The following is a 16,206-nucleotide window of genomic DNA, read 5'->3' on the forward strand; positions in this document are numbered from 1 at the left end:
GGGGAAGGTCATCCGACAGGCTCTGAGGCGCCCGCGGGGCCGGGCCGCCGTGCCGCGCCCCTCGCCGTGGACCGGCCGCCCGACCCCGCGTTCCTTCACTTTTTATCGACCTTGCCCGGCACAACTCGTCCACTCGGCACCAAAGCTTCACAGCACCCCACTGGCGCCGCCCCGACCAGCGCCTTTCAATGGTCTGCACCATGTCACTCCTTCGTTCCCTGCTCCGTGCCACGCGCACGGCCCGGCGCTCCCCGCAGGAGTCCGCCGGGCTGACGGCGGACGGCGCGGTGCTGCTCGACGCTCCCGACGAACGGCTCTCCCCCGCGCTCGTCGCCGCCGCCGTCGGGGCGTACGAACCGGCCGCGGAACTCCTCGCCGCCACCCGGGACGGCGCCGAGTGGGAGAACCGCGACCGGTACCTCGGCCGGCTCGCCACGTTCGCCCGCAGCCGTGACGGCTGGCTGACCGCGTGGCTGGCCGCCGCCCCGCACGATCCCGACGCGCTCCTCGTCAAGGCCGAGCTGGCGGTCCACCGGGCCTGGGAGTCGCCCGTACGGGCCGAGCAGCTGCGCGAGGTGACGCCGCTGATCACCGCGGCGGCACAGAGCGATCCGCGCGACCCGGTGCCGTGGCGGCTCGCGCTCGACCACGCCCGCGGCACCCGGGCCACGCACACCGCGTTCGAGGCGCTGTGGGAGCAGGCGGTCCGGCGTTCCTCGCACCACTACGGCTGCCATGTCGCGGCCCTGCGGTACCTCTCGGCCGCCTGGTACGGCTCGCACCGCGAGTGCTTCGACTTCGCCGAGCGGGCCGCCGAGGACTCGTTGCCCGGCTCGCTGGTGCGGGCGCTGCCCCTGCGCGCGGCGTACTCCCTGCTGGTCGAGGGGCCGGGGGCACGGACCACCCCGGTGCAGGAGGAACGGATCGACGCGGCGGCGGACCTGGCGGCCGCGCTGTCCGCCTCGTTCGCGCCGGGCGACCCCTGGCCCGCCGAGGTCCGCAACCTGCTGGCGTACGTGCTGGTGGCCCGGGGCCGGTGGGACGCGGCGCTGGAACAGTTCCGGCGGATCGGGCCCCACGCGACGTCGTTCCCGTGGGCGTCGGTCTCCGAGGACCCGCTGGGACGGTTCCTCGAAGCGCGGCAGGAGGCACGGTTCCGGGCGCCCGGTGCGGGGCCCCTGCCGGGACGGGCCCGCAGGGGCCGTCCGCGCGGCCATTACGCTTGACCGCTGTGACCACCGCTCGCCTGCCCCTGTTCCCGCTGAACGCGGTGCTTTTCCCGGGCCTCGTGCTGCCGCTGAACGTTTTCGAGGAGCGATATCGCGCCATGATGCGCGAACTGCTCCGGATCGACGAGGACGAACCCCGCCGTTTCGCGGTGGTCGCGATCCGGGACGGCCACGAGGTCGCCCCGACGGCCACCGGAATGCCGGGAGAGGCACCCGACTCCCCCGGGCGCGGCCCCGCCGACGGCTTCGGTCCCGACCCGATCCGGGCCTTCCACCCGGTGGGCTGCGTCGCCGACGCGGCGAAGATCCGGGAACGGCCGGACGGCACCTTCGAGGTCCTCGCGACCGGCACCACCCGCGTCGAGCTGCTCTCCGTCGACGCGAGCGGCCCCTACCTGACGGCGGAACTCCGCGAACTGGACGAGGAACCGGGCGAGGAGGCGGGCGCGCTCGCCGAGGGCGTGCTGCGGGCGTTCCGCGGCTACCAGAAGCGCCTGGCCGGGGCGAGCCGACGTTCCCTGACGACGGGGGCGGAGCTGCCCGACGACCCCTCGGTCGTCTCCTATCTCGTCGCGGCCGCGGCCGTGCTGGACGTCCCGGCGAAGCAGCGGCTGCTCCAGGCCCCCGACACCGCGACCAGGCTGCGCGAGGAGCTGAAGATGCTGCGCGCCGAGACCGCCGTCATACGGCATCTCCCGTCGCTGCCGGCCGTGGAACTGACGCGCGCCCCGACCCACCCCAACTGACCGGACCGACGGTCCACCGGGGCCCGAGCACTCCGGCCGACGAACCGGATCGCTCCGGCCGACGAACCGACCACCCGAGGAATCCTCACCGTGGCGAAGAAGCCGAAGAAGCAGCAACAGTCCGGCGGCACCCCGGCGACGGTCGCGCTGACCGCGGCCGGCGCGGCGTTCACCGTCCACTCCTACGACCACGATCCGGCGTCGGCCTCGTACGGCGAGGAGGCCGCCGAGGCCCTGGGCGTCTCCCCCGACCGGGTCTTCAAGACCCTGGTCGCCGACGTGGACGGCACCCTCACCGTGGCGGTCGTCCCGGTGGCCGGCACCCTCGACCTCAAGGCGCTGGCCTCCGCCGTGGGCGGCAAGCGGGCCTCGATGGCCGACCCGGCCGCGGCGGAACGCACCACCGGTTACGTGCGGGGCGGCATCTCGCCGCTGGGGCAGCGCAAGCGGCTGCGCACGGTGCTGGACGCGTCGGCCCGCGCGCACGGGACGATCTGTGTGTCGGCGGGCCGCCGCGGCCTCGAGGTCGAGCTGTCCCCCGACGATCTGGCGTCGCTGACGGGGGCGGTGTTCGCGGAGATCGGCCGCGGGTAGCGCCTGCCCCGGCCGACGCGGGCAGCACAGGCGATGCCCGCGCACGGCGGTCACGGGCCGCACGAAGCTTGGCGCCCGCGCACGGCGGGCAAGGGCAACACGAAGGGCTGCGCCCGCGCACGGCGGGTGCGGACACGTCTGCCCGCACCCCCGGGCAGGTGCTGCCCGCCCCTTCGTCCGCGCCTACGAGCCGGTCGGCGGAACCGGCGGGACACTTCCGCCGGGGGCCGTCCCCGGCCCCGCGGCCCCGTGTCCCGCGCCCGGAACCGGGCCGCCGGCCGCCCACCCCGGGAAGGTGCCCCACTCCGGCTCCGGGTCCCTCGGCCCGAACAGCGCCGTCAGCGCGAGGTGCACCACCATCGCCGCCACCGGCCAGGCCAGCCATGCCGCGGCCGCCGTCCTCAGCTGGAGCGGCGCGTCGAAGACCACGCCCTTGCCGACCGCCCGCGCGTGGGCGACCACGTCCTGGTCCGGCCCGAGCCACACGCCGAGCCGCCAGGCGAGCAGCGATCCCAGCACCCCGCCCACCGCGAGCGCCACCACCATGGCGACACCACCGCGGCGCCGGAACCAGAAGACCAACGCGGCGGTCAGGGCCCCGAACCCCAGGGCCAGCAGCACGAACGTGCCGTCGGCGCCGATCGCCTCCTCGCCCTCGCTGTCCTGGAGGTAGACGGCCGTACCGTCCGAGATCAGCGGAACCTTCGGCGCGAGCCACACCCACAGGAGCCCGAGCCCGGCACCGGCCACGGTCACCAGCAGGGCGACGGCCACCGCGCGCAGCAGTTCCGGTCCGGGATCCCCCTCCCCCTCCGCAGCCGGCCCGGATCCGGGGCCGGCCTTCCCGGGACCGTCCCAGTGCTGCGGGGTCTGCCAGGGGTTGTCGGACGAGGGCCGGTGAGGCGGCGTCAGAGGTGCGGTCACCGTGCCATCGTGCCAGGCATCCCCGCGCACCGCCTCATCGGACCGCCGCCCTGCGGTACGCCCAGGTGGCCGCGGCCAGCGAGAGGACGCCGACGACCGCGCAGACCGCGAGGTCCAGGGCGACGGCCGCCCAGTCCGGGTGGGTGTCGAAGGACCGTGCGAGCGCCTCGACCCCGTACGTCGACGGCAGCAGATCGCGCGCCCAGCCGACGGGGGTGGGCAGCCGGTCGGCCGGCAGGACTCCGAGCAGCAGTGCCGCCGACATGCCGAGCTGCCCGAGCAGCGTGGCCAGCTCCTGCCGGGGCGCGAGCAGCCCCAGCGCGGCGCCGAGCCCGGAGAGCGCCGCCCCGGACAGCGGGATGACGGCGACGAGCACCCACAGATGCGTCAGCGGAAGCCCGAACAGCACGCTCCCCGCGACCGCCGTGACGATCGTGCCGGGCACGGTGAAGGAGGCGTACGCCCCCGCCGCGCCCAGCACCACGGCGGCGGGCGGCACCGGCAGGGTGGCGTAGTGGTCGAGCCCGCCCCCGGCCCGCAGCTGCCCGAAGTACTGGGCGAGCAGGTTGAGCGCGACGAACGCCACCACGAGGACGCTGGAACCGGCGACGACCGCCCGTGCCTCGGAGCCGCCGTCGACGACCCCGCGCATCAGCACCATGATCCCGACGGACTGGAACGTCGCGACGAACAGCAGCGGAATACGGGCCACCCGGGCCCGGGACAGCTGGGCGCGGTACACGGCCGCGAGCGAGGGGAACAGCCGGGCCCGCGGCGCGAGCGGCACGGGAGCCGCCCCGTCGTGGCCGTCGCCGCCGTCGGCCCGGACGTCGGCGGCGGGCCCGACCGGTCCGGCCACCGCCTGTGCGGGAACGATGCTCGTCACCTGGCGCTGCTCCTGTCCACTCGCCGCCCGGCCACGCGCGCGCACCCGGCCTCCCCTGCCACCCCCGACACCTCGGCCTCCTCGGCCGCCCCCGCCGTCGCGCCCGTACCGGTCACGACTTCACCAGCCCCTTGCGCACGTCCCCGCCGAGCGCGAGATAGACGTCCTCCAGGCTGGGCGTCGCCAGGGTGAAGTCGTCGAGCGCGGCGAACGCCGCGCCGCCGGTCACCGCGGCGACCGCGGCCCGTGCCTCGTCGGCCCCGAGCCGCAGCACCCAGCGCCGCCCGGACTCCTGCGCCGAGCCGCGCAGCGCGGCCACCTCGGGGACGTCCAGTGGCGCCCGTTCGCGCCACACCAGCTCCACCCGGACCTCACCTGCGACGCGCTCCTTGAGCCCGTTCGGCGTGTCGCAGGCGATGACCCGGCCGTGCTCGATCACCGCGACCCGGTCGAGGACCGTCTCGGCCTCGATGACGTTGTGGGTGACCAGCAGGACGGTCGTGCCGCGCTCGGCCCGGCGCCGGTCCACGGCGGCCCACACCGCGCGGCGCGCGACCGGGTCCATTCCGGTGGTCGGTTCGTCCAGGACGAGCACGGGCCGCTCGCCGACCAGCGCGGCGGCGAAGCAGGCGAGCCGCCGCTGTCCCCCGGAGAGCTTCTTCAGCGGGCGTCCGGCGATGCCGGTGAGGCCCAGTTCGTCGAGCACGTCGTCGCGCTCCGCCCGGGCCTCGGCCACCGCGAGACCGCGCAGCCGGCCGGTGGTCTCGGCGGCGAGCGACACGGTCAGCTCGTCGAGGGCGGTGGACTCCTGCCCGAGGTAGCCGATCAGCCGGGAGGCCCGTTCGGGGTGGCGCACCAGATCGTGGCCCAGCACGGTGACGCTGCCGGAGTCGGGCCGCATCAGCCCGGTGAGCTGCCGTACCAGGGTGGACTTCCCGGCGCCGTTGGGGCCGAGCAGTCCGAAGATCTCGCCGCGCCGCACGTCCAGGCTGATGCCGTCGGTGGCGCGGACCTCCGGTGTGGCCGGTGCGCCGCGACGGCCGCGTGCGGCGGGGTAGGTCTTGACCAGGTCACGCACCGCGCACACGGTCCCGGTCCCCGTCTGCGCCTGTGCTGTGCCCGTGCTCACGAGGTACGAGAGTACGGGGTCGCACGACCCGGATCACGCCCGGGGCCGGGCCCGGCCGACGTCGGCGCCGCTCCCACCGGCCGCTTGGTCCCTCCCCGCGCCCGGTGCGCCTCCGGGCGCGCGGACGGGGCGCGTCCGGTCCCGGGCCGGGCACCCCGGAGGCCGTCAGTCCCCGGAAGAACCCGTGCGCTCCGGCACCGGGGTGCGCCCCGCAGCCGCGCGTACGTCGATCTCCCGCCAGAATCCCGCACGGATGGCATAGCGGTCGTGCTCGTCGATCTGGTCGTCCTTGTGGGCGAGCAGGCCGAAGCGTGCCGCGTAGCGCAGCAGTTCGCCGTCGATGCGGTGCGGGACGCGCGGGTACATCGACGACAGCTTCTGCAGATGGGTGTGGTCGGACAGCCGCTCCATCCAGCGTCGGGCGAAGACCTGGCCCACCTCGAAGGGGTCGCCGCCGACGGTGGTGATGTCCTCCTCCCGGTCCGCCCAGCGCTGCTCGGCGCTGGTGAGCTGGGCCAGCGTGGGGAGGGACGCGGTGTCGGCGGGTTCGCCGAGCGGTCCGCCGCGCTCGATCCAGCCCTTGTCGGAGGACCAGCGCAGCGTGGCGCCCGCCGACGTGGACGGGACGGAGGGCTGGGTGCCGGGACCGCGCAGGCTGCCCGCCAGATCCTTCGGGGTGGGGACGCCCCTTCCGCCGGGGCCGGGCCGCCCGGCGGCGCCGTCCTCCTCGGGCTGCGGGGCGCCCCCGTCGGCCTCGGCCGCCGTCCGCGCCTCCGACGCCCGCTCGGCGGACGCCGCGAGGGCCGCCTCCGGGAGCGGAGCGGAAAGGATCGCGGCGATCTCCGGACCGGGTGCGGGCGGTGGGGCGCAGACGCCGCCGGTCTCCTTGGCCCGCACGGCCTGGGTGATCCAGGTCCGGTCGAGCACCCGGCGTTCGTCGGCCTCGGCTACCAGGTCCTCGGACTGGTTGTAGTCGCCGTCGGCGGCCTGCACGGCCCACAGGTGGACGGCGACGCCGTGTTCCTTCGCCGACATCAGGCCCGGCAGCAGGTCCCCGTCGCCGGTCACCAGCACCACGTCGGAACAGGCCCGGTTCCTGGCCAGTTCGGTGAGCTCCGCGTGCATCGCGGCGTCGACGCCCTTCTGCGCCCAGCGCCCGTCGCTGCGGGTCAGGGCGCCGAGCCGGACGGTCACCCGGGGCATCACGCGCAGTCGGCGGTGCTCGGGCTGCGGCACCCGGTCGGGGGCGCCGTCGAACCAGTAGATCCGCAGCAACGGCTGCCGCGTATCGGCCTCCGCCAGCTCGCGCAGCCCCCGGATGAGGGCCGCGTGGTCGACGGTGATGCGGGAACGGGCGGGTTCCCCGGCCAGCAGGCTCGCGGCCGCACCCAGCAGGTAACCGGCGTCCACCAGGACGACGCAACGGTCCACGCGTTCCACCCTCTTCCGGGAGTTCGGGTGTGGTCTTTGCGAAGAGTTTCCTTCGAGTCTGCCCGAATGCGCGGGGGTAAACGGCCGGAACTCGATCATCGGCGTGGCGAACCCGGGAGGGCGCGAATTATACACCCTGACCACATCATCATTACGCACGGTAATGATCCAACATGCGCGGTTCATCCCATTATGTGAGCCTGAACGCGGTCCTGGCCCCGAGAGTCTCCCCAGGAGGAACACCATGGCCAAGAACAAGAACCGCAAGCAGAGCAGCCGGCAGAACCGCACGTCCGCACCCCAGCAGGGCACGGAAGAGGCCAAGCAGACCTCGTACGAGTCGCAGATACAGCAGTCGCAGGCGCAGGGCAGCCCTTCCGATGTCGCCCGTAAGCACCAGCGCCGCTTCGGCCACAACTGACCGACGATTTTCGGTCGTCCGGCGACAGACCGCGGGACCGACAGGGGGCGCCCCCGCCATGTGCGGGGGCGCCCCTGTGCACGCCGTCCGTGCACGCTCGCCTTCCGTGCGCGCACGCCCCGGCGCAATGTGTCCCGGTGCGCGCGTGCCCGAGGCGCGTGTCCCGGTGCGCGCGTCCCGCCGTCGCCCGACCGGTGGTTCAGCCGGCCAGGCAGGACGGTCCGAGCAGCACCTTCAGGTCGCCGTAGAGCGCCGGGTCGGGCTTCACCCGGTGCCGGTCGAGCCGGAGCACCGTGGTCTTGCGGGGGCCCTGGAGCCTGATCCGCACCTCGGTGTCGCCCCGGTGGTTGCTGAGCACCTCGCCGAGGCGGCTGACCATGGGCGGGGTGACCTTGACCGTGGGGATGGTCAGGATCACGGGGGCGTTGGTGCCCGCCGCCGAGACGTCGGGGACCTGCATCTCCATCGCGACCAGCCGGGGCACGTCCTCGCGCTTGTCGAGGCGGCCCTTGACGAACACGATGGTGTCCTCGACGAGCTGGGTGGACACCAGCTGGTAGGTGGCCGGGAAGAACATGCACTCGATGGAGCCGGCCAGGTCCTCGACGGTGGCGATCGCCCAGGCGTTGCCCTGCTTGGTCATCTTGCGCTGGAGGCCGGAGATGATGCCGCCGACGGTGACGATGGCGCCGTCCGCGTGCTCCCCGCCGGTCAGCTGGGAGATCGAGGCGTCGGCCTTGTCGGACAGCACGTGCTCCAGGCCGAAGAGCGGGTGGTCGGAGACGTAGAGGCCCAGCATCTCGCGCTCCTGCGCCAGCAGATAGGACTTCTCCCACTCGACGTCGGAGAACTCCACGTCGAGCCCGAAGCCCGGCTCGTCGCCGTCCTCGTCGCCCATGCCGCCGAAGAGGTCGAACTGGCCTTCGGCCTCCTTCCGCTTGACCTGCACCACGTTGTCGATCATCGGTTCGTGGTGGGCGACCAGGCCCTTGCGGGTGTGCCCCATCTCGTCGAAGGCCCCGGCCTTGATCAGCGACTCGACGGTCCGCTTGTTGCAGACCACGGCCTCGACCTTGTCCAGGAAGTCCGGGAAGCTGCTGTACTTCCCCTTCGCCTTGCGGCACCGGATGATCGAGTCGACCACGTTCTGGCCCACGTTGCGCACGGCCGTCAGGCCGAAGAGGATCACGTCGTCGCCCTGGGCCGCGAAGTTCGACAGCGACTCGTTCACATTGGGCGGCAGCACCTTGATGCCCATGCGGCGGCACTCGTTGAGGTAGACCGCGGACTTGTCCTTGTCGTCCTTGACCGAGGTCAGCAGCGCCGCCATGTACTCGGCGGGATAGTTCGCCTTCAGATACGCGGTCCAGTACGTGACCAGGCCGTACGCGGAGGAGTGCGCCTTGTTGAACGCGTATCCGGCGAACGGGACCAGCACGTCCCACAGCGCCTGGATCGCCGCGTCGGAGTAGCCCTTCTTCTTGGCGCCGGCCTGGAAGAGGACGAAGTTCTTCTCCAGTTCCTCGGGCTTCTTCTTGCCCATCACGCGGCGCAGGATGTCGGCCTCGCCGAGCGAGTAGCCGGCGACGATCTGGGCGGCCTTCTGCACCTGCTCCTGGTAGACGATCAGGCCGTAGGTCAGGCCGAGGGTCTCCTTGAGCGGCTCCTCCAGCTCCGGGTGGATCGGGGTGATCTCCTGGCGGCCGTTCTTGCGCTCGGCGTAGTTCGTGTGCGAGTTCATGCCCATCGGGCCCGGCCGGTACAGGGCCGAGACGGCGGAGATGTCCTCGAAGTTGTCGGGCTGCATCTGGCGCAGCAGGGAGCGCATCGGGCCGCCGTCGAACTGGAACACGCCGAGCGTGTCGCCGCGGCAGAGCATCTCGTACGTCTTGGGGTCGTCCAGCGGGAGGCCGAGCAGGTCCAGCTTGACGCCCTTGTTGCTCTCCACCATCTTGACGGCGTCGTCCATGATGGTGAGGTTGCGCAGGCCGAGGAAGTCCATCTTCAGCAGGCCGAGCGACTCGCACTGCGGGTAGTCCCACTGCGTGATGGTGACGCCGTCGGTGTGCCTCACCCAGACCGGTGCGTGGTCGACGATCGGCTCGCTGGACATGATCACGCCGGCGGCGTGCACGCCCATCTGCCGGACCAGGCCCTCCACACCCTTCGCGGTGTCGATGACCTTCTTCACGTCCGGCTCGTTCTCGTACATCGACCGGATCTCGCCCGCCTCGCTGTAGCGCGGGTGCTTGGGGTTGGTGATGCCGTCGAGGTCGATGCCCTTGCCGAGGACGTCGGCGGGCATGGCCTTGGTGAGCCGGTCGCCCATCGCGTACGGGTAGCCGAGGACGCGCGCGGAGTCCTTGATGGCGTTCTTCGCCTTGATCTTGCCGTACGTGCCGATCATGGCGACCTTGTCGGCGCCGTACTTCTCCGTCACGTACCTGATCACCTCGACGCGCCGACGCTCGTCGAAGTCGATGTCGACGTCGGGCATCGAGACGCGCTCGGGGTTGAGGAACCGCTCGAAGATCAGTCCGTGCTCGATCGGGTCGAGGTCGGTGATGCCCATCGCGTACGCCACGATCGAGCCGGCCGCGGAGCCTCGGCCGGGGCCGACCGCGATGCCGTTGTTCTTCGCCCACATGATGAAGTCGGCGACCACGAGGAAGTAGCCCGGGAACCCCATCTGGATGATGACGTCCATCTCGTACTCGGCCTGCTTCTGCCGGTCCTCGGGGACGCCGCCCGGGAAGCGGCGGGCCATGCCGCGCCGTACCTCCTCCTGGAACCAGGTGACCTCGGTGAAGCCCTCCGGGATCTCGAACTTCGGCATCAGGTCGCGCTTCTCGAACATGCCGCTGGTGTCGATCTGCTCGGCGACCAGCAGCGTGTTGCGGCACCCCTCCTGCCAGGCGTCGGAGGAGTCGACGGCGTACATCTCGTCGGTCGTCTTGAGGTAGTAGCCGGTGCCGTCGAAGCGGAAGCGGTCCGGGTCGGAGAGGTTCTTGCCGGTCTGGATGCACAGCAGCGCGTCGTGCGCGGTGGCCTCGTGCGCGTAGGTGTAGTGCGAGTCGTTGGTCACCAGCGGCGGGATGCCGAGCTTCCGGCCGATCTCCAGGAGCCCGTCACGGACCCGGTGCTCGATGTCGATGCCGTGGTCCATCAGCTCCAGGAAGTACTTGCCCTCGCCGAAGATGTCCTTGTAGTCGGAGGCCGCCTGGAGCGCCTCGTCGAACTGGCCCAGCCGCAGCCGGGTCTGCACCTCTCCGGAGGGGCAGCCGGTGGAGGCGATGAGGCCCTCGGACCACTGGGCGATGGTCTCCTTGTCCATGCGCGGCCACTTCTGCAGCCAGCCCTCGGCGTACGCGTCCGAGGACAGCCGGAAGAGGTTGTGCAGGCCCGTGCTGTTCGACGCCCAGATCGTCTTGTGGGTGTAACCACCGGAACCCGAGACGTCGTCGCGCTTCTGGTGCGGCTGTCCCCAGAGGATCTTCCGCTTGTGCTTGCGGGACTCCGGGGCGACGTACGCCTCGATCCCGATGATCGGCGTCACCCCCGCCTTCTTCGCCGAGTGGAAGAAGTCGTACGCCCCGTGCAGGTTGCCGTGGTCCGTCATCGCGATGTGCGTCATGCCCATCTCGTTGCACGCCTCGAACATGTCCTTGAGCCGCGCGGCACCGTCCAGCAGCGAGTACTGGGTGTGGACGTGCAGGTGCGTGAAGGGCGGCTTGCTCACGGCGCTGTGCCTCCGGGGAACGGGCTGCGGGTGACGGGTGGGGACAGCGTGGAAGTCTACGTCTCCGGGAGGGGGAGACGCCGGGCACTCCCGGACCCGGTCGCGCGTTGGAGGTGCTGGGAAAACCGTCCCGTTCGTCCCGGTGCCGTGACCGGCACCGACACGTCAGGCACCAGGAGGCACCCAGAGATGTCGGAACCGCAGACCGGCGCGGCGCAGCGCGGGGAGCAGATCCTCGAGGTCTTCGACACCGCTTTCGGAGAGCTGCTGGCGGCGGACCCCGCCGCCTTCCGGGTGAAGTTCCGCAGGATGGCGGGGTCGGCATTCGCCTTCTACCGGGGCACGGCGTGCCTGTTCTACCGGGACCTGGAGCGGGAGCGGAACGGCGGCCCGTATCTGGACGAACGGACCGGCCGGGTGTGGATCCACGGCGATCTGCACGCGGAGAACTTCGGCACGTACATGGACGCCAACGGCCGGCTGGTCTTCAACGTGAACGACTTCGACGAGGCGTACGTCGGCCCGTTCACCTGGGACCTGAAGCGGTTCGCCGCCTCGGTCGCGCTGATCGGCTACGCGAAGGCGCTGAGCGACGACCAGATCACGGAGCTGGTCCGGATCTACGCGGCGGCCTACCGGGAGCGGATCCACGCCCTGGCGACGGGTGCGAAGACCGACGAGCTGCCGCCGTTCACGCTGGACACGGCCGAGGGCCCGCTGCTGGCCGCGCTGCGCGACGCACGGTCGCAGACGCGGTTCTCGCTGCTGGACTCGATGACGGAGATCCGGGACTTCGAGCGCCGGTTCGCGCCGGGCGGCGGCGCGATCGACCTGGACGCGGCGACGCGCTACAAGGTGCTGGCCGCGTTCGACGGGTATCTGGAGACGCTCCCGGAGTCGAGCCTGGCCCGCCCCGACTCGTACCGGGTGAAGGACGTCGTGGGCCGTCGCGGCATCGGTATCGGTTCGGCCGGGCTGCCGTCGTACAACATCCTGCTGGAGGGCAACAGCGACGCCCTGGAGAACGACGTGGTGATCTATCTCAAGCAGGCGCAGACCCCGGCGGTCTCCCGGCACATCACCGACCCGGCCGTGCGGGGGTACTTCCACCACGAGGGCCATCGCACGGTCATCTCGCAGCGCGCCCTCCAGGCGCACGCCGACCCGTGGCTGGGCTGGACGGAGCTGGACGGCGCCGGGCAGCTGGTGGCCGAGGTGTCGCCGTACGCGGTGGACCTGGACTGGTCGGACATCGACGAGCCGGAGGAGATCGCGGCAGTCGTCGCCGATCTGGGCCGGGCGACGGCGACGATGCACTCCGCGGCGGACGACGAGAGCGGGCACTCGCTGGTGCCGTTCTCCACGGAGCGGGCGATCGACGCGGCGATCGCGGCGGACGAGGAGGGCTTCGCCGAGCTGCTGGTGGACTTCGCCCACGCGTACGGCTCGCGGGCCCGCGCCGACCATCAGATCTTCGTGGACCTCTTCCGCAACGGTCGCATTCCGGGGCTGTAGGCGCTTCGCAAGCCGTAGGCCGCCCACCCCTTCGGGCTCACAGATTCGCATGGGACACTCCTCGACGATGGACATATCCGGGACGCACCTCAGAGTCGTTCGCGCGGCGCTCTTCACGGCGCTCGTCGTGACGCTCTCCACCGCGTCCCACGTGCTGCTCTCCCGGGTGCCGCTGCCGCTGACCGCCGTGGCCGTGCTGGCCGGGGCGGTCTTCGCCGTGGCGTACGCGCTGGCAGGCCGGGAGCGCGGCTTCTGGGCCATCGCCGGGCTGCTGGTCCCGCTGGAGCTGGCCGCCGACACCTTCTTCACCACCGGTCAGCACCTCTGTTACGGCGCGGCGGGCGGCCCGATCGCGGGGCCGCTGCGCTCGGTCGGGGTGGACGTGCTGTGCGGCGGCGACATCGGCGTCGGCGCGTCACCGGCCGGTGACATCGGCGCCCCGCTCGCCTCGGTGACCGGCGCCGGGCACCCGGCGGCGGCGCTGCTGGCCTCTCCCGGCCCCGCGGTGCCGTGGCTGCTGCTCGCCGCCCATGTGTCGGTCGGGCTGCTCGCCGCGGCCTGGCTCCGGCGCGGCGAGTCCGCGCTGGTCTCCCTGCTGGGGGCGGCCGCCGCCCTGGCGTTCCGGCCGCTGCTGGTCGCGGTCGCCGTGGTGGGCGCGGCCTGCCGGACCGTACGCCTCAAGGTGCGCCCCGCCGGGCACGGCCCGCACCCGCTCCTGCACGCCCGTGTGCTCGTGCACTCCGTGGGACGGAGGGGACCACCGCGCTCGGCCCGCACCACGGCCTGAGCACGTACGTCCCCACGACCTCACACCACGGAGAGAACAACATGAGCAAGCGCAACAGCCAGGCCAACAAGGCGGCGGCCCGCGAGCGTCTGCGCGCCGAGCGCGAGCGGCAGGCGAAGCGGGAGAAGACCCGCCGGCAGGTGGTCGTCGGCCTCTCGATCGTCGCGGTGCTGGCGATCGCCGGCGGCGTCGGCTGGGGTGTCATGGAGATGAACAAGCCGTCCCACTGGGAGGCGGCCAAGGACGAGAAGAACGTCACGGCGCCGAAGAACACCTCGGGCGAGAACGGCACGACCGTCGTGATCGGCAAGTCGACCGCCAAGAAGACGCTGGAGCTGTACGAGGACTCGCGCTGCCCGATCTGCGGCACGTTCGAGCAGACCATCGGCGAGACGGTGCACAAGGACGTCGACGCCGGCAAGTACAAGATCAAATACGTCGGTGCCACGTTCATCGACGACGCCACCAACGGCGAGGGCTCGAAGAACGCGCTCAGCGCGCTCGGCGCGGCTCTCGACGTCAGCCCGGAGGCCTTCCTCGACTACAAGTACGCGCTCTACTCCGCGAAGTTCCACCCGGAGGAGAACGACGACAAGTTCAAGAAGGACTCCTACCTGATCGAGATCGCGAACACGGTCGACGCCCTGAAGGGCAACAAGGAGTTCCAGAAGAACGTCGAGGACGGCACGTTCGACGCCTGGGCGATGAAGATGTCCGAGGCGTTCGACAAGAGCGGCGTGCGGGGCACCCCCACCCTGAAGATGGACGGCAAGCTGGTCACCAGCGCGGGCAGCGAGAACGCCCCGATGACGGTGGAGGAGTTCAACACCGCGGTCGACGCCGCGCTGAAGGGCTGAGACCCGCCCGCCGCACCGGAGCCGCGTGTTCCGGGCGGAACGGCTCCCACCGTATGGCCGATTCCTGACGACTGTTCAGCAACGGGCAGGCGAACTTCCTCCGTTCGCCTGCCCGTTGGGCTTACCGGTCAGTAAGGTCCTGGCCCATGACCTCTCGACACCTTCCGCCGCAGTCGGCCGCCCCCAGTCGCCGCACGGTCGTCAAGGCCGCCGCCACCGCCGCCGTCGCGCTCCCCGTGCTCGGCTCCGCCACCACCGCGCGCGCCGCCGACGGACCCGCCTTCCTGCACGGCGTCGCCTCCGGCGATCCGCTCCCCGACGGCATCCTCCTGTGGACCCGCGTCACCCCCACGCCCGACGCCGTGCCCGGTTCAGGCCGCGGTGCCGACACGACGGTGAGCTGGGAGGTCGCCGAGGACAAGGGCTTCTCCCGGATCGTCTCCCGCGGCTCCACCGTCGCGCGGGCCGCCTCCGACCACACCGTCAAGGCCGACATACGCGGGCTGCGCCCGGCCACCACGTACTGGTTCCGCTTCTCGGCGGGCGACGGCTCGGCGGTCCTCTCGCCCACCGGCCGCACCCGCACCGCGCCCGCCGCCGGGGCCACCGTCGCCGGTCTGCGCTTCGGCGTGGTCTCGTGCGCCAACTGGGAGGCCGGCTTCTTCTCCCCGTACCGGCACCTCGCGGCCCGCACCGACCTCGACGCGGTACTGCACCTGGGCGACTACATCTACGAGTACGCGTCGGGCGTCTACCCGGCCGCGAAGTACGTCGTACGGCCGCACGAGCCCCGGCACGAGATCCTCACCCTCGCCGACTACCGCACCCGGCACGGTCACCACAAGACGGACACCGACCTCCAGACCCTGCACGCCACCCACCCGATGATCGCGATCTGGGACGACCACGAGATCGCCAACGACACCTGGTCGGGCGGGGCCGAGAACCACACGCCGGACACGGAGGGCTCCTGGGCCGACCGCGCCGCGGGCGCCAGGCAGGCGTACTTCGAGTGGATGCCGGTCCGCCCCGCCACCGAGGGGACCGTCTACCGGCGGCTGCGCTTCGGCGACCTGGCCGACCTCCACCTCCTGGATCTGCGCACCTTCCGCTCGCAGCAGTCGACGGTGGGCAACGGCTCGGTCGACGACCCGGACCGCACGATCACCGGCCGGGCGCAGCTGGACTGGCTGAAGGCGGGCCTGGCCGGTTCGGACGCCGCCTGGAAGCTGGTCGGGACGTCGGTGATGATCTCGCCGGTCGCGTTCGGCTCGCTGCCCGCGCACCTGCTGGAGCCGCTGGCCGAGCTGCTGGGGCTGCCGAAGGAGGGGCTCGCCGTCAACGTCGACCAGTGGGACGGCTACACCAGCGACCGCAAGGAACTGATCACGCATCTGCGGGACCGGTCGATCACCAACACGGTGTTCCTGACCGGCGACATCCACATGGCCTGGGCCAACGACGTGCCGGTGAAGGCGGCCACGTATCCGCTCTCGGCCTCGGCGGCCACCGAGTTCGTGGTGACGTCGGTGACCTCGGACAACCTGGACGACACCCTGCACGTGGCGCCGGGGACCCTCTCGGCGGTCGCGAGCGCGGCGGTGAAGGCCGCCAACCGCCATGTGAAGTGGGTGGACATGGACTCGCACGGCTACGGCGTCCTGGACGTGACCGCGGAGCGCTCGCAGATGGACTACTACGTCGTGTCCGACCGTTCGAAGCGGGACGCGACCTCGTCCTGGGCGCGTTCGTACCGGACGCTGAGCGGAACGCAGAAGGTCGAACGGGTGAACCAGCCGGTGCTCTGAGGGTTCATTTTCAGCCATCCAGACTCGCGTTGACGAGGTGTTGCATCGCTACGGCGGGTGGTGTGCCTCCACGCACCAATGGGGACACACCGCCCGCCGGGGTAACGCGTGACATCGCGTCCGCGTCTCAAACCCTGGAA

At 71.9% G+C, this 16,206-nt stretch carries 13 protein-coding genes; 8 read left to right on the plus strand and 5 right to left on the minus strand.

Annotated elements, in window-relative coordinates:
* Window positions 1–188: 188 nt before the first annotated feature.
* The 3 genes from AB0E67_RS07135 to ybaK all read left to right on the plus strand — a co-directional run bounded on the left by AB0E67_RS07135 (window position 189) and on the right by ybaK (window position 2,569).
* Window positions 189–1,226 carry a hypothetical protein gene (locus AB0E67_RS07135; protein ID WP_362022080.1) on the plus strand — a complete coding sequence of 346 codons (1,038 nt, stop codon included), beginning with the start codon at window positions 189–191 and terminating at the stop codon, window positions 1,224–1,226.
* Between the two features lie 5 nt (window positions 1,227–1,231).
* Window positions 1,232–1,975: an LON peptidase substrate-binding domain-containing protein gene (locus tag AB0E67_RS07140; protein ID WP_362022083.1), complete on the plus strand. Its 744-nt coding sequence runs from the start codon at window positions 1,232–1,234 to the stop codon at window positions 1,973–1,975.
* A 90-nt stretch (window positions 1,976–2,065) separates the two neighbouring features.
* Entirely contained in the window at window positions 2,066–2,569 is a 504-nt protein-coding gene (gene ybaK, locus AB0E67_RS07145) for a Cys-tRNA(Pro) deacylase (protein WP_073788779.1), read from the plus strand.
* Window positions 2,570–2,752: 183 nt separating this feature from the next.
* Here the strand turns inward: ybaK and AB0E67_RS07150 are convergent, their stop codons facing one another.
* The 4 genes from AB0E67_RS07150 to AB0E67_RS07165 all read right to left on the minus strand — a co-directional run bounded on the left by AB0E67_RS07150 (window position 2,753) and on the right by AB0E67_RS07165 (window position 6,948).
* Window positions 2,753–3,493 (minus strand): ABC transporter permease, encoded by a 741-nt coding sequence (locus tag AB0E67_RS07150; protein WP_362022086.1) that lies wholly within the window; start codon window positions 3,491–3,493, stop codon window positions 2,753–2,755.
* Between the two features lie 34 nt (window positions 3,494–3,527).
* Window positions 3,528–4,280: an ABC transporter permease gene (locus AB0E67_RS07155; RefSeq protein ID WP_362023539.1), complete on the minus strand. Its 753-nt coding sequence runs from the start codon at window positions 4,278–4,280 to the stop codon at window positions 3,528–3,530.
* Between the two features lie 211 nt (window positions 4,281–4,491).
* Window positions 4,492–5,466 (minus strand): ABC transporter ATP-binding protein, encoded by a 975-nt coding sequence (locus tag AB0E67_RS07160; protein WP_362023541.1) that lies wholly within the window; start codon window positions 5,464–5,466, stop codon window positions 4,492–4,494.
* A 207-nt stretch (window positions 5,467–5,673) separates the two neighbouring features.
* Window positions 5,674–6,948: an NYN domain-containing protein gene (locus AB0E67_RS07165; protein WP_362022088.1), complete on the minus strand. Its 1,275-nt coding sequence runs from the start codon at window positions 6,946–6,948 to the stop codon at window positions 5,674–5,676.
* 235 nt (window positions 6,949–7,183) lie between these two features.
* On the opposite strand from AB0E67_RS07165, the gene AB0E67_RS07170 reads away from it, so the two are divergent.
* Window positions 7,184–7,360, plus strand: a complete 177-nt coding sequence (locus tag AB0E67_RS07170) for a hypothetical protein (RefSeq protein ID WP_362022091.1) — start codon at window positions 7,184–7,186, stop codon at window positions 7,358–7,360.
* Window positions 7,361–7,559: 199 nt separating this feature from the next.
* Here the strand turns inward: AB0E67_RS07170 and dnaE are convergent, their stop codons facing one another.
* Entirely contained in the window at window positions 7,560–11,099 is a 3,540-nt protein-coding gene (gene dnaE / locus AB0E67_RS07175; protein WP_362022094.1) for a DNA polymerase III subunit alpha, read from the minus strand.
* 189 nt (window positions 11,100–11,288) lie between these two features.
* Here dnaE and AB0E67_RS07180 point away from each other — a divergent pair, with 189 nt between their 5' ends.
* From AB0E67_RS07180 to AB0E67_RS07195, 4 genes are all read left to right on the plus strand, one after another.
* On the plus strand, window positions 11,289–12,614 hold the full coding sequence (locus tag AB0E67_RS07180) for a DUF2252 domain-containing protein (RefSeq protein WP_362022097.1): 1,326 nt from the start codon (window positions 11,289–11,291) through the stop codon (window positions 12,612–12,614).
* 67 nt (window positions 12,615–12,681) lie between these two features.
* Window positions 12,682–13,401: a hypothetical protein gene (locus AB0E67_RS07185; protein WP_362022100.1), complete on the plus strand. Its 720-nt coding sequence runs from the start codon at window positions 12,682–12,684 to the stop codon at window positions 13,399–13,401.
* Between the two features lie 41 nt (window positions 13,402–13,442).
* Window positions 13,443–14,258, plus strand: a complete 816-nt coding sequence (locus AB0E67_RS07190; RefSeq protein WP_362022102.1) for a DsbA family protein — start codon at window positions 13,443–13,445, stop codon at window positions 14,256–14,258.
* A 146-nt stretch (window positions 14,259–14,404) separates the two neighbouring features.
* Window positions 14,405–16,066, plus strand: coding sequence for an alkaline phosphatase D family protein (locus AB0E67_RS07195; protein ID WP_362022105.1), 1,662 nt, complete (start codon window positions 14,405–14,407; stop codon window positions 16,064–16,066).
* The last annotated feature ends 140 nt before the right edge of the window (window positions 16,067–16,206 follow it).

Origin of the sequence: Streptomyces sp. NPDC032161 (genome assembly GCF_040636995.1) — a bacterium.
GTDB lineage: Bacteria > Actinomycetota > Actinomycetes > Streptomycetales > Streptomycetaceae > Streptomyces.

What these genes read in the sequence shown, in the direction of transcription:
- AB0E67_RS07135 (WP_362022080.1), top strand. Translation starts at nt 189, where the DNA reads ATGGTCTGCACCATGTCACTCCTTCGTTCCCTGCTCCGTGCCACGCGC.
- AB0E67_RS07190 (WP_362022102.1), top strand. Translation starts at nt 13,443, where the DNA reads ATGAGCAAGCGCAACAGCCAGGCCAACAAGGCGGCGGCCCGCGAGCGT.
- AB0E67_RS07170 (WP_362022091.1), top strand. Translation starts at nt 7,184, where the DNA reads ATGGCCAAGAACAAGAACCGCAAGCAGAGCAGCCGGCAGAACCGCACG.
- AB0E67_RS07195 (WP_362022105.1), top strand. Translation starts at nt 14,405, where the DNA reads ATGACCTCTCGACACCTTCCGCCGCAGTCGGCCGCCCCCAGTCGCCGC.
- AB0E67_RS07185 (WP_362022100.1), top strand. Translation starts at nt 12,682, where the DNA reads ATGGACATATCCGGGACGCACCTCAGAGTCGTTCGCGCGGCGCTCTTC.
- AB0E67_RS07180 (WP_362022097.1), top strand. Translation starts at nt 11,289, where the DNA reads ATGTCGGAACCGCAGACCGGCGCGGCGCAGCGCGGGGAGCAGATCCTC.